The sequence below is a fragment of the Kumtagia ephedrae genome, from assembly GCF_003012745.1.
In the GTDB taxonomy this organism is placed as follows: domain Bacteria; phylum Pseudomonadota; class Alphaproteobacteria; order Rhizobiales; family Rhizobiaceae; genus Kumtagia; species Kumtagia ephedrae.
This window is the reverse complement of the sequence record NZ_PXYK01000008.1, coordinates 12156-32790: the sequence shown is the minus strand read 5'-3', so window position 1 is coordinate 32790 and position 20635 is coordinate 12156. Positions and strand designations below refer to the sequence as shown.

Annotated in this window: 19 protein-coding genes; 6 read left to right on the top strand and 13 right to left on the bottom strand. The window is 66.8% G+C overall.

Translation table 11 applies throughout. From position 1 onward, the window contains the following. Positions 1 to 224: 224 nt before the first annotated feature. Positions 225 to 1718 (top strand): calcium-binding protein, encoded by a 1494-nt coding sequence (locus tag C7I84_RS29515; RefSeq protein ID WP_120785116.1) that lies wholly within the window; start codon positions 225 to 227, stop codon positions 1716 to 1718. 12 nt (positions 1719 to 1730) lie between these two features. On the opposite strand, the gene C7I84_RS10065 is transcribed toward C7I84_RS29515, so the two are convergent. From C7I84_RS10065 to C7I84_RS10045, 5 genes are all read right to left on the bottom strand, one after another. Beyond that, positions 1731 to 2192: a molybdenum cofactor biosynthesis protein MoaE gene (locus tag C7I84_RS10065; protein ID WP_106772049.1), complete on the bottom strand. Its 462-nt coding sequence runs from the start codon at positions 2190 to 2192 to the stop codon at positions 1731 to 1733. A 4-nt stretch (positions 2193 to 2196) separates the two neighbouring features. Beyond that, positions 2197 to 2463, bottom strand: coding sequence for a molybdopterin converting factor subunit 1 (moaD, locus tag C7I84_RS10060; protein WP_106772048.1), 267 nt, complete (start codon positions 2461 to 2463; stop codon positions 2197 to 2199). Continuing rightward, on the bottom strand, positions 2460 to 3056 hold the full coding sequence (pgsA, locus tag C7I84_RS10055; protein WP_106772047.1) for a CDP-diacylglycerol--glycerol-3-phosphate 3-phosphatidyltransferase: 597 nt from the start codon (positions 3054 to 3056) through the stop codon (positions 2460 to 2462). Before pgsA ends, moaD begins: the two co-directional genes overlap by 4 nt. A 100-nt stretch (positions 3057 to 3156) precedes the next feature. Further along, positions 3157 to 5217, bottom strand: a complete 2061-nt coding sequence (gene uvrC / locus C7I84_RS10050; protein WP_106772046.1) for an excinuclease ABC subunit UvrC — start codon at positions 5215 to 5217, stop codon at positions 3157 to 3159. A gap of 17 nt (positions 5218 to 5234) precedes the next feature. Beyond that, positions 5235 to 5999: an SDR family oxidoreductase gene (locus tag C7I84_RS10045; protein ID WP_106772045.1), complete on the bottom strand. Its 765-nt coding sequence runs from the start codon at positions 5997 to 5999 to the stop codon at positions 5235 to 5237. 377 nt (positions 6000 to 6376) lie between these two features. Here C7I84_RS10045 and C7I84_RS10040 point away from each other — a divergent pair, with 377 nt between their 5' ends. Continuing rightward, positions 6377 to 7045: an outer membrane protein gene (locus C7I84_RS10040; RefSeq protein ID WP_106772044.1), complete on the top strand. Its 669-nt coding sequence runs from the start codon at positions 6377 to 6379 to the stop codon at positions 7043 to 7045. A 133-nt stretch (positions 7046 to 7178) separates the two neighbouring features. Here C7I84_RS10040 and C7I84_RS10035 read toward each other — a convergent pair whose 3' ends face one another. Then, complete coding sequence (locus C7I84_RS10035; protein WP_106772043.1) at positions 7179 to 7775, bottom strand: glutathione S-transferase family protein; 597 nt, start codon at positions 7773 to 7775, stop codon at positions 7179 to 7181. Positions 7776 to 7887: 112 nt separating this feature from the next. After that, positions 7888 to 8580: a winged helix-turn-helix transcriptional regulator gene (locus tag C7I84_RS10030; RefSeq protein ID WP_106772042.1), complete on the bottom strand. Its 693-nt coding sequence runs from the start codon at positions 8578 to 8580 to the stop codon at positions 7888 to 7890. Positions 8581 to 8773: 193 nt separating this feature from the next. Here C7I84_RS10030 and C7I84_RS10025 point away from each other — a divergent pair, with 193 nt between their 5' ends. Beyond that, complete coding sequence (locus tag C7I84_RS10025; RefSeq protein WP_245428374.1) at positions 8774 to 9934, top strand: acyl-CoA dehydrogenase family protein; 1161 nt, start codon at positions 8774 to 8776, stop codon at positions 9932 to 9934. Positions 9935 to 10007: 73 nt separating this feature from the next. Here C7I84_RS10025 and C7I84_RS10020 read toward each other — a convergent pair whose 3' ends face one another. From C7I84_RS10020 to C7I84_RS09995, 6 genes are all read right to left on the bottom strand, one after another. Beyond that, positions 10008 to 10718, bottom strand: a complete 711-nt coding sequence (locus C7I84_RS10020; protein ID WP_106772041.1) for a ribonuclease T2 family protein — start codon at positions 10716 to 10718, stop codon at positions 10008 to 10010. 8 nt (positions 10719 to 10726) lie between these two features. After that, entirely contained in the window at positions 10727 to 11164 is a 438-nt protein-coding gene (locus C7I84_RS10015) for a hypothetical protein (RefSeq protein ID WP_106772040.1), read from the bottom strand. Between the two features lie 131 nt (positions 11165 to 11295). Further along, positions 11296 to 12153: a 23S rRNA (adenine(2030)-N(6))-methyltransferase RlmJ gene (locus C7I84_RS10010; protein ID WP_106772174.1), complete on the bottom strand. Its 858-nt coding sequence runs from the start codon at positions 12151 to 12153 to the stop codon at positions 11296 to 11298. Continuing rightward, complete coding sequence (locus tag C7I84_RS10005) at positions 12150 to 12755, bottom strand: hypothetical protein (RefSeq protein ID WP_245428373.1); 606 nt, start codon at positions 12753 to 12755, stop codon at positions 12150 to 12152. Before C7I84_RS10005 ends, C7I84_RS10010 begins: the two co-directional genes overlap by 4 nt. A 43-nt stretch (positions 12756 to 12798) precedes the next feature. After that, positions 12799 to 13248 (bottom strand): DNA polymerase III subunit chi, encoded by a 450-nt coding sequence (locus tag C7I84_RS10000; protein WP_106772039.1) that lies wholly within the window; start codon positions 13246 to 13248, stop codon positions 12799 to 12801. A 13-nt stretch (positions 13249 to 13261) separates the two neighbouring features. Beyond that, complete coding sequence (locus C7I84_RS09995) at positions 13262 to 14755, bottom strand: leucyl aminopeptidase (protein WP_106772038.1); 1494 nt, start codon at positions 14753 to 14755, stop codon at positions 13262 to 13264. Positions 14756 to 15857: 1102 nt separating this feature from the next. Between C7I84_RS09995 and lptF the strand changes: the two genes are divergently transcribed. The 3 genes from lptF to C7I84_RS09980 are packed head-to-tail and all read left to right on the top strand — an operon-like array spanning position 15858 to position 20589. Beyond that, positions 15858 to 17057 (top strand): LPS export ABC transporter permease LptF, encoded by a 1200-nt coding sequence (lptF, locus tag C7I84_RS09990; RefSeq protein WP_106772037.1) that lies wholly within the window; start codon positions 15858 to 15860, stop codon positions 17055 to 17057. Continuing rightward, positions 17054 to 18142, top strand: a complete 1089-nt coding sequence (lptG, locus tag C7I84_RS09985; RefSeq protein ID WP_106772036.1) for an LPS export ABC transporter permease LptG — start codon at positions 17054 to 17056, stop codon at positions 18140 to 18142. The genes lptF and lptG overlap by 4 nt, the downstream gene beginning before the upstream one ends. Next, complete coding sequence (locus C7I84_RS09980) at positions 18142 to 20589, top strand: LPS-assembly protein LptD (RefSeq protein ID WP_425351319.1); 2448 nt, start codon at positions 18142 to 18144, stop codon at positions 20587 to 20589. Before lptG ends, C7I84_RS09980 begins: the two co-directional genes overlap by 1 nt. Positions 20590 to 20635 lie beyond the last annotated feature (46 nt).

The following is a 20635-nucleotide window of genomic DNA, read 5'->3' as shown; positions in this document are numbered from 1 at the left end:
TGGTTAACGCGGAGCCGTCAGAGGTTCCGCGTTAACGTTATCTTTACTATCTTCTTGCCGCCTGCATCCGGATACTGCACTGAAGCCTCCTGAACTCAATCAGGAGATGTGTCGTGGCAGTCGTGAAGTTGGGCGTTGCAAATCCGGCCAGCCAAACCCAGGCGGGCTCTCTTCCCGAAACGCTTTCCCTTTCGGGGTGGTCGACGACCACCTTTCCAGGCGGAATGACCTTCACGGCACCCGCGTCAAGCCCGACGACGGTGCCCAGCAAGGTCTCGGTCACGCTCGACGCGGCCAACAACGTGACCGCCCTCAGCTATGCCTCGAGCTACATTCACTCGACGCTTCCGCAGTTCCAGGTCAGCGGCCTGTCGATAGCCAAGGCGACGCTGCTCGCCAATCTGGCCAACATCATGCCGCTCGTCCTTTCCGGCGACGACACGATCTACGGCAACGACTTCAACAACACCCTGAACGGCAGGGCCGGCAACGACATCATCTACGGATATGGCGGCGACGACAAACTCACGGGCGACATCGGAAACGACAAGCTCTTCGGCGGCGACGGCACCGACCAGCTCTTCGGCGGCAGCGGCAACGACACGCTGCTGCCCGGCCCGAACGCGGCCGGCGGCGCGCGTGAAATCGTCGATGGCGGGGCGGGCACGGACACGGTTTCGTTCAGAGGGCACACGGCCGCCGTCACCGTCAATCTCGCCACCGGAACGGCGACCGGCACCGGCACCAACGCCCAGCTGATCTCGATCGAATATGCCATCGGCTCCGCGCATGCCGATTTGATAAGCGGCTCCGCCACCAACAACGTGCTGGTCGGCGATGCCGGCAACGACAAGCTCTACGGCCTGGGCGGCCACGACAAGCTCGATGGCGGTTCCGGCAACGACCAGCTCCTCGGCGGCGACGGCAACGACACCATGCTGGGCGGCGACGGCAACGACACGCTGCGCGGCGACAAGGGCGCCGACGTGCTGAACGGCGGCGCCGGCACCGATCTGGCGACCTATTCGACTTCCAGCGCCGGCGTTGACGTCAACCTCACCTCGGGAGCGGGCGCCGGCGGCGACGCCCAGGGCGACAGCTTCATCAGCATCGAGAACGTGACCGGCAGCAATTTTCGCGACACGATCATCGGATCGGCGGCCGCCAACCGCATCTCCGGCGGCTTGGGCGACGATTCGATCTTCGGCCAGGCCGGCAACGACGCCCTGACCGGCGATGGCGGCAACGATGCCCTCTTCGGCGGCGACGGAAACGATACGCTGTCCGGCAATGACGGCAATGACGGCCTATTCGGCGAGGCCGGCATCGACATCGTCTATGGCGGCAACGGCAACGATTATATCGAGGGCGGCGACGGCAACGACGTGCTGTGGGGCGAAGCCGGGGACGACAATATCCAGGCGGGTGCCGGCGACGATTTTGTCGTGCTGGGCGAAGGCAACGACAATTTCACGCTCGGCGCCGGCGCCGACCTGGTGCGGTTCGACTACGGCAACGGCCACGATACGATCACCGACTTCGGCAACGGCGCCGACCGCATCGACTTCACCTGGACCGACGCGACGCTCGCGCAGGTGCAGGCCGGCGCGGTGCAGACGTCGGAAGGCGTGCTGCTGCAGGTCGGCTCGGGCTCGATCCTGCTGTCGGGGCTGCAGCTGTGGCAGCTCGAATGGAACTCGGATTTCCTGTTCGCCTGAGCCGGCTCAGGCTCACTTCCACCTAGAGGCGGCGGCGTCGTCCGCCGCCTTCGCCTCGACCCAGTCGCCGCTGCTGCCGTCGCGGCGATGCTCCTTCTTCCAGAAGGGCGCGCGCGTCTTAAGGTAGTCCATGACGAAGGAGGCGGCCGCGAACGCCGCCTCGCGGTGCGCCGAGGCCGCGACCACCAGGACGATGTTCTTGCCCGGCTCGATGCGGCCGAAGCGGTGGATGGCGGTCAGGCCGCTGACCGGCCAGCGTTCGGCCGCCTGCCTGGCGATGCGGCCGATCTCGGCCTCGGCCATGCCGGGATAATGTTCCAGCTCCAGCGCCGCGAGCGTGCCCGCCTCGTCGCGGCACAGACCGGTGAAGGTGACGACGGCGCCGACATCGGAGCGGCCGGCCGTCAGCCGCGCGCTCTCGGCGGCGGCGTCGAAATCCCGGCGCTGGATGCGCACGGTCGGCTCGACTGCCACCGGATCAGCCTCCGGTCATCGGCGGGAACAGCGCGATCTCGCGCGCCCCGGCGACAGCCTCGCGGTGGTCGACATGCTCCTGGTTGATGGCGACGCGGATTGCCTCGGGATGGCGCAGCGCGTTCGCATATTCGTCGCCGCGCCCTTGCAGCCAGGCGAGCAGGTCGCGCACCGACCGGACCTGCGCCGGCAGGGCCACGTCCTCCTCGGAACGGCCGATGCGCTCGCGCACCCAGGCGAAATAGATCAGCTTGACGGTTTGCTCGCTCATTCGTCGACGATGTGCTTCAGCCCGGCGCGGAAATAGTCGTAGCCGGTATATAGGGTGAGCAGGGCCGCCACCCAAAGCAGGACGAGACCGGTTTGCGTCCAGTAGGGCACGATATTGTCGCCGGCCGGCCCGAGCAGCAGGAAGGCGATCGCCACCATCTGCACCGTGGTCTTCCACTTGGCGAGTTGCGTCACCGGCACGCTCACCTTGAGCTCGGCCAGGTATTCGCGCAGGCCCGAAACCAGGATCTCGCGGCACAGGATGATGATCGCCGCCCACAGCGACCAGCCGGCGATGCCGCCGCGATGATCGGTGTCGGCGGCAAGCAGCAGCAGGCAGGTCGCCACCAGCAGCTTGTCGGCGATCGGGTCGAGCATGCGGCCGATGTTGGAGGTCTGCTGCCAGGCGCGGGCGAGATAGCCGTCGAGATAGTCGGTCAGGCTCGCCACGATGAAGATCAGGAAAGCGCTCCAGCGTGCGAACTCGCTGGATTGCAGCCGGCCCTCCAGGAAAAAGCACAGCACGACCAGCGGCACAGCGAGTATGCGCCCGTAGGTCAGCATGTTCGGAAGGTTGAACGCGCGCTTTGCCATTTTTTCCGTCGTAGCCATCTGCGTACTCAAATCAGAAGGTGTTGCAGCGGGTCAACAGGCCAAGTCGGTTGGACCAAGGCACAATTAGGGCGAAGCCGCATCAATTCTCGTGAAAATGATTGTAAACCGCGCGAGCGACCGATTCCGAGATGCCGTCGACCGCCATCAGGTCGTCCATCGCCGCCCGGCTGACCGCTTTCGCGGTTCCGAAATGCATCAGCAAGGCGCGTTTGCGGCCCGGGCCGATTCCAGCGATCTCGTCGAGCGGGTTCTTCGTCATCTCCTTCTTGCGGCGCGCGCGGTGCGAGCCGATGGCGAAGCGGTGTGCCTCGTCGCGCAGCCGCTGGACGAAATAGAGCACGGGATCGCGCACCGGCAAGGTGAAGGACTCGCGGCCTGCGACGAAGAACCGCTCCCGCCCCGCATCGCGGTCGACGCCCTTGGCGACGCCGATGGCGGTGACGCGTCCGGCGACGCCGAGCTTGTCGAGAATGCCCCGCACCGCCGACATCTGCCCTTGCCCGCCATCGATGAGGATGACGTCCGGCCAGGCCGGAAAGGCGCCGTTGCCGTTCTCCTCGGCCAACGCATCGTCGCCGGCGGAAGCGCCGTTCTCCTGTTCTTCCTTCAGGAGTCTGGAGAAGCGGCGCTCCATGACCTCGCGCATCATGCCGAAATCGTCGCCGGGCGTGATCTCGGTCGATCGGATGTTGAATTTCCGGTACTGGTTCTTCACGAAGCCTTCCGGTCCGGCGACGATCATGGCGCCGACGGCGTTGGTGCCCATGATGTGCGAGTTGTCGTAGACTTCGATGCGCGTCGGGATCTTTTCCAGGCCGAACGTTTCCTTCAGACCTTCCAGCAGCCGCGCCTGCGTCGACGTCTCGGCCAGCCGCCGCGCCAGCGCCTCGCGCGCGTTCTGCAGCGCATGGTCGACGAGGTCCTTCTTCTCGCCGCGCTTCGGCACGCCGATCAACACCTTGTGGCCGGCCCGGGTCGCCAGCGCCTGGGCGAGCAGTTCCTGCTCCTCGACCTGCTGCGCCAGCAGGATCGTCCGCGGGCTGGGCTTGTCGTCGTAGAACTGAGCGAGGAAGGAGCCCAGCACCTCGCCCGCTTCCAAGGCGGGGTCTGCCTTTGGGAAGTAGGCGCGGTTGCCCCAGTTCTGGCCGGTGCGGAAGAAGAACACCTGGATGCAGTTCTGGCCGCCCTCCTGATGCAGGGCGAAGACGTCCGCCTCCTCGACCGATTGCGGGTTGATGCCCTGATGGCTCTGCACATGCGACAGCGCCGCGAGGCGGTCGCGGTAGATTGCGGCACGTTCGAAATCGAGATCGTCGGAGGCCAGTTGCATGGCCGCGCCGATCTGCGTCTTCACCTTCTGGCTGCGGCCGGACAGGAAGTCCTTCGCCTCGCCCACCAGTTCGGCATAGTCGACCGGCGAGATCTCGCCGGTGCACGGACCCGAGCAGCGCTTGATCTGGAACAGCAGGCAGGGCCGGGTGCGCGTCTCGAAAACCGAGTCGGTGCAGGTTCTTAGCAGGAAAGCCCGCTGCAACGCGTTAATGGTGCGGCCGACCGCGCCGGCCGAGGCGAAGGGGCCGAAATAGTCGCCCTTGCGCGATCGCGCGCCCCGGTGCTTGAAGATGCCGGGCGCCGGATGGTCGCCTGTGACGACGATATAAGGAAACGACTTGTCGTCGCGCAACAGCACGTTGAAGCGCGGGCGCAAGCGCTTGATCAGATTGGCTTCGAGCAGCAGCGCCTCGATCTCGGTGCGCGTCACCACGAATTCCATGGTGACGGTCTCGCGCACCATCCGGCCGATGCGGTTGGTGTGGAAGCGGCCCTGCGCGTAGGCGGTGACACGCTTCTTCAGGCTGCGCGCCTTGCCGACATAGAGCACGTCGCCGGCAGCGTTCATCATACGGTAGACGCCGGGCGCGTTGGGCAGCCGCTTGACCAGCGCCTGGATGACGTCGGCGCCCGCCTTGCCAGCAGCCTCTCCAGCCTGCCCGCTCCAGTCGATGGCGGTGAACGGCAGATCGGGACCTTCGGCTGGCGCGGGCTCGACGACAATATCCTCTTCCTCGTCCGCCTCGGCGTCGGGCAGGTAGCCGGCAATGTCCTCCGCCGCGCTGTCCTTGCGCGGGATCGGCGGCATCTTTAGCTGGCGAGCACTCATTCGGTCATGCCTGCCAGGTCCGGCGTCTCCCAGGCAAGATGCTGGCCGCCATCCAGCGCGATCATCTGGCCGGTGATCGAGCGCGCCTCCCAGAGATAGCGTACGGTTGCGCCGAACTCGGCCGGCGCCGGCGGACGCTTGAGGATCAGCCCGTCGACCTGCGCGGCGAAGTCGGCGGCCTGCTGCCGGCTGCTGGCGAAGGTGGGGCCGGGACCGATCGCATTGACGCGGATGCGCGGCGCCATAGCCTGCGCCATGGTCATGGTGGCCGTCCACAGGGCCGATTTCGACAGCATGTAGGAGAAATAGCGCGGATTGGGGTGCAGGACACGCTGATCGATGACGTTGACGACGAGCCCCTCCGCCTCCGCTGGGAGGCGCTTGGCGAACGCCCTTGCCAGCGCGACCGGCGCCTTGAGGTGGATGGCGAAGTGACGGTCCCAAAGCTCCCAGTCGAAATCCGCGACCGTATCCGGCTCGAAGATCGACGCGTTGTTGACCAGGATCGACAGAGGGCCGAGCCGGTCCTCCGCCTCTCCGGCCAGGGCGGCCGCGGCATCGGGCTCGCTCAGGTCGGCCGTCACCACCGCCGCGGCGCCGCCGGCGGCGCGAATCGTTTGAACCAGAAGCTCCGCTTCGTCGCGCGAGCGGTGGCAGTGGATCGCCACGCCGAAGCCGTTCCTCGCCAGGTCCTCGACGATGGCGCGGCCGATACGGCGCGCCCCTCCGGTCACCAGCACGTTGGTCCGTGTTTCAGACAAGGTCACCTTCCCGCTCAGACAGATTCGTTTACGAGGTGTTCGCTCATCGGGCGGGAATGTGGCGAAATCACCCTCGTCCGGCGGTGCGAGCAGCTCAACCGGCGCACCGGCAGCCGCAATATAGGGCTACGGACCCCTTGCACCAAGCGGCCAGGCGCCGGCGGCAGCGACCCTGCTGACAGGCCATGTTGCCGGAATGTCACGTCGGATTTCGGCCGCATTCGCGCCCGGGAATCATCAAAGTTAGGGTGCGCTGCGGCCGCATTTGCCCACGACATTCGGACCGTCGAGTCCTGCCCGTCTCCTCCCGCCTCGGGCCGGCTCTTCTTGAACGTGACCACAGTGTCCTGAGTATCCTGTGGGTAAGGAGAAGTTGAATGTCTGCATCTATCAAATTCGCGCGCCCGGTCGCGGCGGCCCTCGGCCTCGCCGCCCTGGTGGGCATCGGCGCAGCCAATGCCGCCGACGTCATCGAAGAAGCCCCGCAGCCGGCCGTTCCCATGGAAGTGGCGCCGGTCGCGAGCTGGAGCGGCGCCTATGCGGGCGTCACCGCCGGCTACGGTTTTGCCGGACGCTCGCACGACGATACCAACAACAACAAGATCGACACCGACGGCTTCGTCGGCGGCGCGTTCCTCGGCTATCAGGTTGACACCGGCAGCGGCATCGTCGCCGGCGTCGAGGGCGACGTCGGCTACAGCGGCGTCGAGGGCTCGAATGCCGGCACCGAGGTGAAGGGCGGCGTCGACGGCTCGCTGCGCGCCCGCCTCGGCTACACGCTGACCCCCGACGTGCTCGGCTACGTCACCGCCGGTGGCGCCGCCAAGCGCATGTCCGTCGAGGAAGGCGGGGAGAAGGACTCGCAGACCCAGCTTGGCTGGACCGCCGGCGTCGGCACCGACGTCAAGATCACCGAGAAGGTGTTCGGCCGCGTCGAGTATCGCTACACCGACTACGGCAGCGAGGATTTCTCCACCGGTACGGGTTCGGGCAAGGTCGATGCCAAGGACCACCGCGTGCAGGTCGGTCTCGGCCTGCAGTTCTGATCGCAGCCGACAGGGTTACTGCCAAAAGGCCGGGCGCAAGCCCGGCCTTTTTCTTTGAGCAAACACCGGGGACGCAGCCAGTTTCGACAGGATCAACAAGCCTGGCCAAAATCAACTGCATCCCCTGCCGGGCTCACGCCGGCAGGTATGGCTTCAGCTCCGGAAAGCGCTCGTCGAAGCGGGCGGCCCAGCGCTTCAGCTTGGCGCGGCCGCGCTCCCACTGGCCTACGAAGCGCAGGTCGAGATAGCCGAGGCAGGCGCGCAGCGCGATATGGCCGGCGGTCGGCTTCTTGCCGAGCCGCGGCAGCCGGCCGTTCAAGAGGTCGAGCGACCGCACGACCTTCGACCATTGCAGGTCGAGCCAGGGCTGGTGCACCTTCTCGGCCGGGCGCATGCGGCGCTCGTAGACATGCGCGAGCGCGCAGTCGCAGATGCCGTCGGCGAGCGCCTCCAGCAGTTCCGCATCGAGCCGCTTTGCCGCGTTGCGCGGAAACAGAGCGTTGCCGGAAATCCGGTTGAGATGCTGGGTGATGGCGCGGCTGTCGTAGACCGCCTGCCCGTCATCGGTGACCAGGCAGGGGATCTTGCCGAGCGGGTTCACCGAGGTGAGCTCGGGCGGCTGCGGCCCCGTCTCCACTTTCACCGCTTCCAGCGGAATCCCGGCATAGGCGGCCGCCATGCGCACCTTGGCGCTGTAGGGGGACGCGGGCGAATAAAGCACCTTCGGCATTTCGGCTCTCCAGGGGACTGCCGCGGACGCTATTGCGCGACACCGCCGCAGGCAACATGCCAAACCGCGCCAGCAACAGGCTTTCTCTGCGCCAGAACAGTGGCCATGCCTGTCAAGCGACGGCTCTCTGGCCGCTGGCGAAGCCGCTCAGGCCGAGCCATATCTGGATCGCCTTGGCGATCGGCCGCTCGCCTTCCAGCTCGAGCTGCCGCGACGCAAGCGCGGAGGGGATGAGCGTGATCCCCATCCAGATCGCCGTCATGGTGTGAAGCGAGCTGCGCACCAGCAGGTTGACCTCATAACCAGGATCGAAGCCGCAGAGGTCGACCGTGCCGTTCTCGATCACCAGCCACCAGTTGCGCTGCGCCTCCGGCAGTTCGGGGTACTGAAACTGAATCGTGCAGCGTTTCGGCGGAAGCGGTTGCGGATTGAGCCTGCGGCGGATGTCCCACATCAACAGCGACGGATCGAGATTCTTCAGCGACAGGCGCGATTCCACCCAGCGATGGCCCCAGAAACCCATCGACAGAACGATGGGCTCGAGTTCCTCTCCAGCCGGGGTGAGCCGGTATTCCGGCGCGCCGCCGTCCCGCGGGACGATTGCGATCACGCCGGCTTTCTCCAACTCCTTCAGCCGCTTGGACAGCAGCGCCGGCGACATGCGCGGAACCCCGCGCCTGAGATCGTTGAAGCGCCGCGATCCGCACAGCAATTCGCGGATCACCAGAACGGTCCAGCGCGCGCACAGAATCTCGGCCGCCATCGAGACCGGGCAGAACTGCCCATATCCACCACGGTCCTCCATAAAACCTCCATCGAACAACCGACGCAGAATAATGGTGAAGCATTCTCCTGCCAAGAACTTGATTGTGGCCGAGGGCGCATCGCTGCGCCATCGTTTTTCTTTACCCCTCGACTGGTACAGTTCCTGAACTTGTCTTCGATCCAAGGCCGTATGATCTTCGGCCAATGGCATTCCGCCAAGGGAGAAACAGGCAATGACCAATCCAATGCAGAAGGAAAGCGTCACAACTACAAGGGGAGCTGATCTGGTGGACACGGCGCGCCGGCTCGGCGCCGATTTCGCCGAGCGTGCTGCCGAGGTCGATGAAAACGACCGGTTCGTGGCAGACAACTACCAGGCGCTGAAGGCCGCCGGGCTGGTGGAAGCCGGCGTGCCGGCCGAGCTTGGCGGCGGCGGCGCCGAGGTTCGGGACCTCGCCGCCATGCTGCGCGAGCTTGCCCGGCACTGCGGCTCGACGGCCCTCGCCTTCTCCATGCATACTCACCAGGTGGCGATCCCCGCCTGGCGCTGGCGCCATCAGAACGCCGTGGCGGTCGAGCCTCTGCTGAAGCGGGTCGCCAGCGAGCGCATCGTCCTGCTCTCCAGCGGCGGCTCCGACTGGATCGCCGGCTCCGGCAAGGCGGAGAAGGTGGACGGCGGCTACCGCATCTCGGCGCGAAAGGTGTTCACCTCGGGCGCGGCGGCCGGCAATGTGCTGATGACCGGTGCCGTCGTCCACAAGGAAGGCGAGCCCGACGCCGTCATCCACTTCCCCGTGCCGATGGCGGCGCCCGGCGTGACCGTCCTCGACACGTGGCGCAGCCTCGGCATGCGCGGCACCGGCTCCAACGACGTGCTGATCGAGGGCCTGTTCGTGCCCGACGCCAGCGTGGCGGTGAAGCGCAAGAGCGGCGAATGGCATCCGCTGTTCCAGATCATCGCCACTATCGCCTTCCCGCTGATCTACGCGGTCTATCTCGGCGTCGCCGAAAGCGCCCGCGACATCGCCCTCGGCATGGCCAAGGGCAAGCGGCAGGCGCAGCACGCGATGCGGCTCGCCGGCGAGATGGACACGACGCTCAGGGCGGCGCAACTCGCGCACCGCTGGATGATCGAAACGGTGGAGCGCAACGCGCCGTCGGCCGAATCGGTGAACGAGGTGATGATCGGCCGCTCGCTGGTGGCGAAGAATGCGATCCGCACCGTGGAGCTGGCGATGGAACTCGCCGGCGGCGCCAGCTTCTATCGTGGCAACGGCCTGGAGCGCTGCTTTCGTGACGTGCAGGGCGCGCGCTTCCATCCGCTGCAGGCCGGCCCACAGGCCGAATACACCGGCGCGATGGCGCTCGGACTGCCGGTGGCGACGATATTCTGATTGTCCGCCACCATTCGACGGGCAATGGAGCGATGCCGCGCCGCCTTAGGCACGCGCGGCATCGCGGGCCGACCTATCCTCCGCGCATGGGCGGCATCACCACCTTGCCGGCGCGGCAGGCGCGGCGGTCGACCTCGGGGCAGTCGCGGAAGCGCAGGTCCGTGGTCATGCAGATGCGGACCTCGCGCAGGTAGCGGCGGTCGCAGGTGACGGCGATGCCGTCGGCCGCCAGTCCGGGATTGGCCTTCAGGAACGACTGCTCGGCCTCGCCCGGCGCCAGAGTGCGGTAGTCGTCGAGATGCCGGAACTCCTCCGGCACCATCACCTTCTCGCGCGCCGAGCGCAGCACTCGAAAATAGTCGGACTGCGACAGGCCGGAGCAGCTGCCGTGCTTGCGCCACTGGTGCCGGATCAGGCCGGCCGACGGCATCAGGTCGTAGAGCGAGCGCATCGTGTCGGCAGCGACGTCGCGCTCGCCGGCCGGACAGTCGGCCGGAAAGCCGCGCTCGAATTGCGGCCACAGGCCGTGCACCACGAAGGCGTAGGGCCGGCCGGTATTGCATTGCTGGCGGTTGGCGTTCTCGCCCTCGGCCTCGCAATAGCTCGGCGACCAGGATAGCGCGAGCACGTAGAAATCGAAGCCGCTTCCCTGGGGGATTTGCGCCGGCGCCGCGACCGGCCCGCCGCTCTCGGGCGCTTTGGCTTCCTGCTCGCAGCCGACGGCCAGCAGGACGAGCAACAGCGCCGCGGCGCGGCAGAACACGCCCGCCGGCCGGCGCGGCATCGGGCGAATCACTGCAGGACGCGGCAGCCGCCATTATAGACGTACCAGCGGTCGAAGCCGGACACGCAGAACTCGACATTGTGGCCGATGCCGATGAAGCCCATGCGGCCCTCGATCAGGTACCAGATGTTGCGGCTGTGGCCGTCGGAGAGAATGACGGTGGCGCCGCAATAGCGGCGCGAGATCGGCCAGTCCTCGCTCTCGGGCTGGTAGCGGCGCTCGTAGATGTCGCGGAAATCGGTAATCGCGACGTCCGGAAGATTCGGCACGTGCCGGACCTGATAGTCGAAGCGGGAGGCGATCTTGTTCAGGTAGCGCTGGTCGGCGCAGGGCCCCGCGCCCCGGTACAGGCCCACCGCGGGATCGGCTGCCTCGGCGACCGACGTCCATGCCAGTCCGGCAAGCGCCAGCGCGGCCACGGCCAGAGTTTTGACGACATGCGACATGGGTCCCTCGCGAACGGTCCTGAAAGAGCTTTGCCACCCGCGGCCACCATGGCGCAATCGCCGGATACGGGTCAAGCACCCGGCAACCTTCGGCCGATGCTTCGCAGCGGTGCGCCCTGCCGCGATGGACATCAGGACGGCCCCTCCCCGGCCAGCCATTCCACCGACCAGCCGGCGCCGGGGGCTTCCGCGAGTACCGGCTCCAGCGCCGGAAGCAGGAGGCGCAGCTCGGCCTCCAGCGTATAGGGCGGGTTGACGACGACCATGCCGGTGCCGTCGAGGCGCGGCTCGGTCGAGGGCGGGCGGACGGCGAAGCGGATGTCGAGGATTCTCGGGATGCCCGCCCCGCGCAGGTCCTCGGCGAAACGGGCCACCGCCGCGCGGTCCTTGACCGGGTACCAAAGCGCGAACATGCCGCCCGGCCAGCGCCGGTGCGCCTTGGCGAGGCCAGCCGCCAGCCGGTCGAACTCGCCGCCCAGCTCGAAGGGCGGGTCGACCAGGACCAGGCCCCGCTTCTCCTTGGGCGGCAGATGGGCGCCGAGGGCCAGCCAGCCGTCGAGCGCGATGACGCGTACCTGGTGGTCGCCGGCAAACAGCGCGGCGAGGTCGCGGGCATCGTCTGGGTGCAGCTCGATCGCCGTCAGCCGATCCTGGCGGCGCAGCAGGTGGCGCACGATCGCCGGGGAACCGGGATAGTGCCGCAGGTCCCGTCCCGGGTTGGCTGCCGCGACCGCGTCGAGATAGGGCGCCAGCAGCGCGGCGGCCTGGCCCGGCAGCGGCGCGTCGAGCAGCCTGCCGATGCCGGCCCGCCATTCGCCGGTCCTTTGCGCCTCGCCGCCCGAAAGGTCGTAGAGGCCGACGCCGGCATGCGTGTCGATGACGCGGAAGGGCTTTTCCTTGTTCTTCAGGTATTCGACCAGCCGAACCAGCACCGCATGCTTGACGACGTCGGCGAAATTGCCGGCGTGGAAGGCGTGGCGGTAGTTCACGTCCCGCCGCGGCCCCAACGCGGCGCCGGCGGCTGGCCGCCATCCTTGCCGCGGCGGCGGAAGGACAGGACGAAGCCGATGAAGCCGATCGCCATGATCGAGAAACCGACCGGCTGCGCCCGCTCGTCATAGGCACCACCGCCGCCGAGCAGCAGCAGGTCGACGGAGCGGATATCGATGCCCTCGGCATCGCCCGGGCCGACGACGAAGCTGTAGTCGCCGTCCTCGATCGCCGGAAGCGTGCCAGCCGGCAGCCGCCAGAGCTGGTGCAGGGCCTGCGGCGCTTCCTCCCGCCGCTCCGCCGCGGAAAGATCGACGGTTTCGGCAAGCACCGTCCGGCCTTGCGTCGAGGCGGTGACGGTGAGCACGCGGCCTCCCGGCAAAGCGCCGGTCGGCATGGCCGCGCTCATGTCGAGGAAGGCCTTTACCGGCGCGTCGGTCGAGCCGAGCCGCGCGTCGATCGCGCGGAAGCCGCTGCCCGCCTCGTAGACGCGCCAGGTGCCGATCTCGTGGCCGGCGAGATTGCGGATCGCCCAGGGATAGACCAGGCCGACGGCGGCGCCGATCAGGAAGAGCAGCAGGAAGGCGATGCGCATCAGCATGGCGCGGCGGCTCCCACGCCATGCCCGCGGCGGACGCGCCGCATCATGCCTTGCGCTCCCATCGCCGTTCCGGCGTCTGCTGCCAGTAGGTCACCGCGTGGCCGGCCGCTTTCTGCGTCTTCCACTGGGCGCGGGCCTCCTCGACCTGGGCGGCGTCGTGGCCGTCGAACATGAAGACCATGCGCTCGTAGTTTTCGGCCGGCGGCGGGCTGGCGCCGTCGACGACAAAGCGCACGGTCGCCTGGTTGCCGTTGTCCTGGCCGGTGGTCAGCAGCACCGGCTGGGCCTCGGCATGCGGTTCGTGGTCGCTGCCATGGGCGAGGAAGGCATCGTCGCGATAGGTCCACAGATGGCTGTCGAGGCTGTCGCGCCGCTCGGGGCTGCCGGCCTGCACGACGGCACGCCAGCCGCGCTGCAGCGTCCGTTCCAGCAGCGCCGGCAGCGCGTCCTCGAGCGTCGATTCGGTCAGGTGGTAGAAGAGGATTTCGGCCATGCCCGCTGCGATTCTATGCCTCGTAGTGATCGCGCACCAGCCGGTCGAGCAGGCGGACGCCGAAGCCGGAGGCCCAGGACTGGTTGATCTCGGTCGCCGGCGAGCCCATGGCGGTACCGGCGATGTCGAGATGCGCCCAGGGCGTTTCCTTGACGAAGCGCTGCAGGAACTGCGCCGCGGTGATGGCGCCGCCATTGCGTCCGCCGGTGTTCTTCATGTCGGCGTTCTTGGTGTCGATCAGCTTGTCGTATTCGCTGCCGAGCGGCATGCGCCAGACGCGTTCCTGGGTGATCTGGCCGGCGGTGAAAAGGCGCTGCGCCAGTTCATCATTGTTGGAGAACAGCCCGGCATAGTGATTGCCGAGGCTGACCATGATCGCCCCGGTGAGCGTCGCCAGGTCAACCATGAAGCGCGGCTGGAAGCGGTCGTTGCAGTACCAGAGCGCGTCCGCCAGCACGAGCCGCCCCTCCGCGTCGGTGTTGATGACCTCGATGGTCTGGCCGGACATGGAGGTGACGATGTCGCCGGGCCGCTGCGCGTTGCCGTCGGGCATGTTCTCCACGCAGCCGGCGATGCCGATCACATTCGCTTTCGCCTTGCGCGCCGCCAGCGCACGCATCAGGCCGAGGACGGCGGCGGCGCCGGCCATGTCGCCCTTCATGTCCTCCATGCCCGCCGCCGGCTTGATCGAGATGCCGCCCGAATCGAAGACGACGCCCTTGCCGACGAAGGCGACCGGCTTGTCCTTCGGCTTGCCGCCGTTCCAGTGCATGACGATGAGCCGCGGCGGCCGCGCCGCGCCCTGGGCGACGCCGAGCAGCGCGTTCATGCCGAGCTTGCGCATCTCGCGCTCGGTCAGCACCTCGACCTTGACGCCGAGCGTCTGCAGCTCGATGGCACGCGCCGCGAACTCGACCGGCCCGAGCACGTTGGCAGGCTCGTTGACCAGGTCGCGCGTCAGCAGGACGCCGTCGAGCACGGCCTCCGCCTGCACGAACGCCTTCCTGGCCGCCGCCGGATTGGCGCACTGGACGACGATGCGCGCCGGCTTGTCTGGCGCGCCGCCATCGGCCTCGTCCTTGCGGGTCTTGTAGGTGTCGAAACTGTAGCTCCGGAGCAGGATGCCGGCCGCAATGTCGGCGGTCTCAGCCGCACCGATGGCGAAACCGGACAGTTCGGCCACGACGATCACGTCCCGCGCCCGCCTGAGCTGCGCCCCAATGGTGCCGCCGAGGCGAAGCCAGCTCGATTCGACGAGCGTGGCGGTCTTGCCGACACCGACGGCGATCAGCCGGTCGAGCGGCGATTTTTCCGGCGCGATCACGTCGACGGCGCTGCCGAAGCGGCCGCGAAACTCCGCAACCGCGAAGGCGCGGGGAAGCACGTTGCCGGGATCGCAGGCCTTGGCGGCAGCACCGAGGTCGCCCGCCTCCGGGGCCAGCACGATGGCCATACCCTTCTTCGGAGCGGCGAACCTGGCGAAGGTGATGGTCGGTCGAGAAGTCATCTATGCCCCAATTCCAGCCGAGTGACGTGGTCCCCCGAACGACATTTCGCCGGTTTGAGCCGGTTTGGCAAGCCGAAGGGGCTGCCTGGCGCCTCGCCACGGCCGGCCATGCGGCTTCCCCCGCGCATGACTCGCCCTCCGGCCGGTTTGCCGGTCGGGTTGGATTCGATGGGAAGACGGGCGGCCGCGAGATCGCTCATCTAATTTTATATGCGACCTTTCGGCCGCCCGTCCGGTGCTTCTTCGCCGCTTCATTTCCGGGTCATGGGATCGTACTCGCTACTCCGGCTCAGGTGACGCCGGCGATATCCCGCTCATGACGGCTCCTGAGGCCATACCGGAGCCCCGTCCCGCTCAAAGACGGGATCGTTGGAACTCTGAAGCAGCGCCGGCCCTCGCGGCCACGTTAGCCGCTACCTTCCGGACACCGGCCCCTCCCCGCAGACCACCGTCATGATCGGCGTTCCCGCAGGAGGGACTGGGTGAAACCATAAAGGAGGCGGAGGGGATGGGGATAAAATGGGCGGGATTTTCGTCACGAAAGCTGCAAAAGGCTGAAAAGACAGGGCTTGTCCTGGACTGTGCGGTTTTTCCATCCCCTTACGTGCCAGGGCAAATCGCATATGCCGATGATAATCCGGGGCCGCGCAGCGGAACCCAGAATCCATAGCGTTGGTGTCGAAGGAAAAGCGAGACCTCGCAAATATCCAGGAATTTCGAGCAGCGTCCGCACTCTGGATTCCGGGTTCCGCTGCGCGGCCCCGGAATGACGACGCAGAGCTGTCTGCCCCTCCGATACTCATATGCGATAGCCCTGCCCTTACGTGAAGTGAGTCGCTTGTTGCCGGCGGGCTTTGCGCTCACCATCTTCCGCGGCATGTCGGTGCGCATGCCGGCCGACAGCGGAGGCAACCATTAGCGATGCGTTCACCATGTCGGTTGCCGCTTTCTTATCCAAAGATGCCGACAATTCGAGACAGCCGGGACTGCCTGCGACGATCGTCATCTTTCCGGCAGGATTGTCTTGCCCAATGAGGGCGGGTAGTTTCGGCCGCTTCGGCAGCCGCCGAGAGACCCCGCCGACAAGGATCGCGCCGCGTAGATGAAAGTCGTTGAACGCTACATCCTGGGGCGGACGGTGGAGGTTTTCGCCGCGGCCCTGTTCTGGACGCTGGCGATCGTGTGGACGACGCAGGTGCTGACCCGCATCGACCTCGTCACCGACAACGGCCAGTCGGCGCTGACCTTCTTCGAGATCGCGACGCTGATCCTGCCCTCGATCATCACCATCGTCGTGCCCTTCGCCCTGGTGATCGCGGTGGCGCAGACGCTGAGCGTCATGAACACCGATTCGGAACTGGTGGTGATCAACGCGGCCGGCGCCTCGCGCGGCACGGTGATGAAGCCGATCCTGCTGCTCGCCGCCGCCGCCAGCGTCCTGTCCTTCACCATAGACAATTCCGTCGATCCTTATGCGCGCGAGCGCGGACGCCATCTCGTCGCGGCGGCGCGCGCCGACCTTCTGTCGCTGGTCATCCAGGAAGGCACCTTCCGCAGGGTCGACGACGGGCTGTTCGTGCAGGTCGGCGAGCGGCTTCCGGACGGGCGGCTCGGCGGCATCTTCGTCGCCGATTCGCGCGAGGAGGGCATCGACCTCGTCTATTACGCCAAGACCGGGGCGGTGGTGGACGACGACCAGGGCAAGCAACTGCTGGTGATGAGCGACGGCGTCGTGCACCGCAAGCGGCCGTCGGGCGACGTGTCGATCGTGCGCTTCAGCTCCTATGCCTTCGACCTCTCGGCCTTCTCCAAGGCGTCCGAATCGATCACCATGTATCCGAAGGATCGGACCATCGCCTATCTGCTCGACCCGGATCCGAACGACCGCGTGTTCCAGGAGAACCCGCGCTCCTTCCGGGTGGAATTGCACCGCCGCCTCAGCGAATGGCTCTATTCGATCGTCTTCGCCTGCATCGCGCTGGCGGTGGCGGGCGATGCACGCTCGCACCGGGAGAACCGGATCAATCCGCTGATCACGGCGATCACCATCTGCCTGTTCGTGCGCTGGCTGGGCTTCTTCGTCACCAACCAGGCGCAGACGGCGGCGTGGCTGACGCCGGCCATCTATCTCGTGCCGTTCGGAGCGGTCGCGGTCGCCGGCTGGTTCATCCACGCCAACCGCACGATGGAACTGCCCGTCTCCTGGACCGACCGCCTGGTCGACAGCGGCGGTCTGGGAGAGCGCCTGTCGAGCTTCTGGAACCGGCTGAGAAACGGCGGCGCCGCGCGGAGGCGGGCATGATCGGCATCACGCTCGGGCGCTATTTCTTCCGCCGCTACGCCGTCATCACCTTCTGGATCTTCCTGGGCATGTTCGCCCTGGTCTTCCTGATCGACTTCACCGAGCTGTCGAGCCGGACGTCGGGACTGCCGGGCTTCACCTTCCTGTCGGCGCTGGGCGTGTCGCTGTTCCGGGTGCCGATGATCCTGCTGCAGGCCGTGCCCTTCATCGCGCTGTTCTCGGCGATGGCGACGCTGATCTCGCTCAACCGCACCTACGAGCTGGTGATCGCCCGTTCCGCCGGCGTCTCGGCCTGGCAGTTCCTGCTGCCACCCTGCCTGGGCGCGTTCGCCTTCGGCGTGATCATCGTGCTCCTGCTCAACCCGCTCGCCGCCCGCGGGTTCTCGCAGTCCGAATTGCTGGAGACGCAGATCCGCTCCGGCTCGTCCAACAAGGTCTCGGCCTTCTCCGCCCCATGGATCCGGCAGAAGACGGAGGACAGCGACACCATCATCGGCGCGCGCGCCGTGCTCAACCAGGGTGTCGAGCTGGCCGACGCGGTGTTCTTCTCGATCGACGCCAACGGCGACATCGTCGAGCGCCGCGACGCGCGCCACGCCTATCTGCGCGACGGCTACTGGGAGCTGGATGGGGTGCGGCGCATGCGCGACGGCGCCAAGGTGGAGACGCTGGCCGAGGACCGGGTGCCCACCAACCTCAAGCCGGAATTCGTGCAGGAGCGGCTGGCGCGGCCGGAGACGATTCCCTTCTTCGACCTGCCCTCCAAGATCGAGGTCGCCCGCTCGTTCGGGTTGCGGGCCAACGCCTTCGCCATGCAGTTCCACTCGCTGCTGGCGCTGCCGATGCTGCTGGTCGCCATGACGCTTATCGCGGCGACGGTGTCGATGCGCTTCGCCCGCCTGGGGCAGTCGGCGACGATGATTCTGGGTGGCGTGATGGCGGGCTTTCTGCTTTATGTTGTCTCCGTTCTTGTGAGGGCATTTGGCAACGCCGGATTCGTGCCGCCCTATGTCGCTGCATGGTTGCCGGTGGTGGTTGCGTTGTTTTTCGGGGTTACATTCCTGCTTTACAAGGAAGACGGCTAGTGGCGTCCGGAGTTGCACATAGCCGCGGGCGGGCGCGAATCGCGGGCCTCTACGGCTCGACCGCGCTGGCGCTGGCGCTTCTGCTCGGCACCGCCGCCGAAGGCGTGCGCGCGCAGGAAATCGGAGACCTGGCCGAACGCATGGGCGGCGAGGTTCCCAGCGATTCGCAGATGCTGATGGAGGCCGACACGCTGGTCTACGACATCGACGCCGACATGGTGACGGCGGTCGGCGGCGTGCGAATCGACTATGGCGGCAACAAGCTGGTGGCGCAGCGCGTCAGCTACAACCGCAAGACGTCGCGCCTGGTGGCGAGCGGCGGCGTGCAGATCATCGACAGCACCGGCACCAAGGTCTTTTCCGACGAGATCGACATCACCGACGATTTCGCCGACGGCTTCGTCAACGCGCTGCGCGTCGAGACCATAGACAAGACCTATTTCGCGGCCGAGAGCGCCGAGCGCAAGGGCGGGCTGCTGACCACCTTCAACAACGGCGTCTACACCGCCTGCGCGCCCTGCGAGGAGCAGCCCGACCGCGCCCCGATTTGGCGCATCAAGGCCAAGAAGATCATCTGGAACGGCAAGGCCAAGACCGTGCGCTTCGAGCAGTCGCGCTTCGAGTTCTTCGGCTTCCCGATCGCCAGCCTGCCGGCCTTCGAGATCGCCGACCCGACGGTGAAGCGCAAGAGCGGCTTCCTGATGCCGTCGGTGCGTATCGATTCGGATCTCGGCGTCGGGGTGACCGTCCCCTACTACTTCGCCCTGTCACCGACCTACGACCTGACGGTTTCCGGCACCGGCTACACCAAGCAGGGTTTTCTCGGCGAGGCGGAGTGGCGGCAGCGCTTCGACAATGGCCAGTACAGCCTGAAGATCGCCGGCATCCACCAGGCCAATCCCGACGAGTTCGACGCCGACACGGTCGATTCGGGTCCCGACGGCAACCCGAACCGCTTCCGCGGCATGGTCGGCAGCAAGGGCCAGTTCGACCTCAATCCGCGCTGGCAGCTCGGATGGGACATCATGCTGCAGAGCGACAAGAACTTCTCGCGCACCTATGGCATCGAGGGCTTCAGCCAATATACCCACCGCTCCGAAATCTACCTGACCGGACTGCACGACCGGAACTATTTCGACCTGCGCGGCATGAAGTTCGACGTCCAGGAGGACAACCTCAACGGCGATCCGCTGTCGGTCGACCAGTACCAGCCCTGGGTGCTGCCGAGCTTCGACTATGCCTACATCCCCGACGAGCCGGTCATGGGCGGCGAGCTGCAGATCGACCTCAACGCGCGTTCCATCTATCGCGAGGAGCTCGACGACGACACGTTCGACAACCTCTATGACGGGCAGCAGCGCGGCGACGTCATCCCGGGCATCGAGGGCACTTCGACGCGGGTGACCGCCGAGGCCGAGTGGAAGCGCTCGATCATCACCGACGGCGGGCTGGTGGTCACGCCGCTGCTCGGCTTCCAGGCCGACAGCACCTATGTCGATCAGTCGGACGCGTCGGTCGCGGCGATCAACGCGCTCGCCAACACGCCGGCTACCGGCATCGGCACCGACATCCAGTCCGCCTATTACCGGCTGATGGCGACGGCGGGCATGGAACTGCGCTGGCCGGTGCTGTTCTCGAGCGTCAGCGCTTCGCATGTGCTCGAGCCGATGGCGCAGGTCTTCGCCCGTCCGGACGAGGACTACGCCCGCAGCTTCGGCATCCCCAACGAGGACGCGCAGAGCTTCGTGTTCGACGCGGCCACGCTGTTCGAGCGCGACAAGTTCTCCGGCTACGACCGCATCGAGGGCGGCTCTCGCGCCAATATCGGCCTGCGCTACAGCGGCAGCTACGACAATGGCTGGTCGACCAACGCGCTGTTCGGCCAGTCCTACCACCTCGGCGGCGACAATTCCTTCGCCTCGCCGGACCTCGTCCATGCCGGCGCCTATTCGGGCCTCGAGACCGACCGGTCGGATTTCGTCGGCCTGGTCGGCTTCGCCACTCCGTTCGGCGCCTCGGCGTCGCTGAGCGGACGCTTCGACGAGCAGACCTTCGAGGTGCGGCGGGTGGAAGCCAAGGCCGGCTATTCGAACGGCACGGTGTCGGTCACCAGCAACTACACCTTCATCCAGGCGCAGCCGCTCTACGGCTTCAGCGAGGACCGGCATGAGGTCTCGGCCGGCGCTTCGCTGCGCTTCCGCGAGAACTGGCGGGTGTTCGGCTCCGGCACCTACGACTTCCAGTCGAGCGTGCTCGTCTCCGATTCGCTCGGCTTCGCCTATGACGACGAGTGCTTCTCCTATACGCTGACGATGTCGACCACGCGCGATGCCGACGGCGAGGACGACGACGAGCGGACCTTCGGGTTCAACATCTCGCTGAGGACGCTGGGCGATATCGGCAACAGCGGCGCCAGCAGCGCCAGCAATGCCGCCTTCGTGCAGTAAATCGTCGCCGGCGCCATCGTTTCGCCCCAGAATTCGGCCAACGACC

Excerpts from the sequence above, each read along its gene's own strand:
- C7I84_RS29515 (WP_120785116.1), top strand. The coding sequence starts at position 225 with ATGACCTTCACGGCACCCGCGTCAAGCCCGACGACGGTGCCCAGCAAG.
- moaD (WP_106772048.1), bottom strand. The coding sequence starts at position 2,463 with ATGAGCGAGCAAACCGTCAAGCTGATCTATTTCGCCTGGGTGCGCGAG.
- pgsA (WP_106772047.1), bottom strand. The coding sequence starts at position 3,056 with ATGGCAAAGCGCGCGTTCAACCTTCCGAACATGCTGACCTACGGGCGC.
- uvrC (WP_106772046.1), bottom strand. The coding sequence starts at position 5,217 with ATGCCGCCGATCCCGCGCAAGGACAGCGCGGCGGAGGACATTGCCGGC.
- C7I84_RS10040 (WP_106772044.1), top strand. The coding sequence starts at position 6,377 with ATGTCTGCATCTATCAAATTCGCGCGCCCGGTCGCGGCGGCCCTCGGC.
- C7I84_RS10035 (WP_106772043.1), bottom strand. The coding sequence starts at position 7,775 with ATGCCGAAGGTGCTTTATTCGCCCGCGTCCCCCTACAGCGCCAAGGTG.
- C7I84_RS10030 (WP_106772042.1), bottom strand. The coding sequence starts at position 8,580 with ATGGAGGACCGTGGTGGATATGGGCAGTTCTGCCCGGTCTCGATGGCG.
- C7I84_RS10025 (WP_245428374.1), top strand. The coding sequence starts at position 8,774 with ATGACCAATCCAATGCAGAAGGAAAGCGTCACAACTACAAGGGGAGCT.
- C7I84_RS10020 (WP_106772041.1), bottom strand. The coding sequence starts at position 10,718 with ATGCCGCGCCGGCCGGCGGGCGTGTTCTGCCGCGCCGCGGCGCTGTTG.
- C7I84_RS10015 (WP_106772040.1), bottom strand. The coding sequence starts at position 11,164 with ATGTCGCATGTCGTCAAAACTCTGGCCGTGGCCGCGCTGGCGCTTGCC.
- C7I84_RS10005 (WP_245428373.1), bottom strand. The coding sequence starts at position 12,755 with ATGCTGATGCGCATCGCCTTCCTGCTGCTCTTCCTGATCGGCGCCGCC.
- C7I84_RS10000 (WP_106772039.1), bottom strand. The coding sequence starts at position 13,248 with ATGGCCGAAATCCTCTTCTACCACCTGACCGAATCGACGCTCGAGGAC.
- C7I84_RS09995 (WP_106772038.1), bottom strand. The coding sequence starts at position 14,755 with ATGACTTCTCGACCGACCATCACCTTCGCCAGGTTCGCCGCTCCGAAG.
- lptF (WP_106772037.1), top strand. The coding sequence starts at position 15,858 with ATGAAAGTCGTTGAACGCTACATCCTGGGGCGGACGGTGGAGGTTTTC.
- lptG (WP_106772036.1), top strand. The coding sequence starts at position 17,054 with ATGATCGGCATCACGCTCGGGCGCTATTTCTTCCGCCGCTACGCCGTC.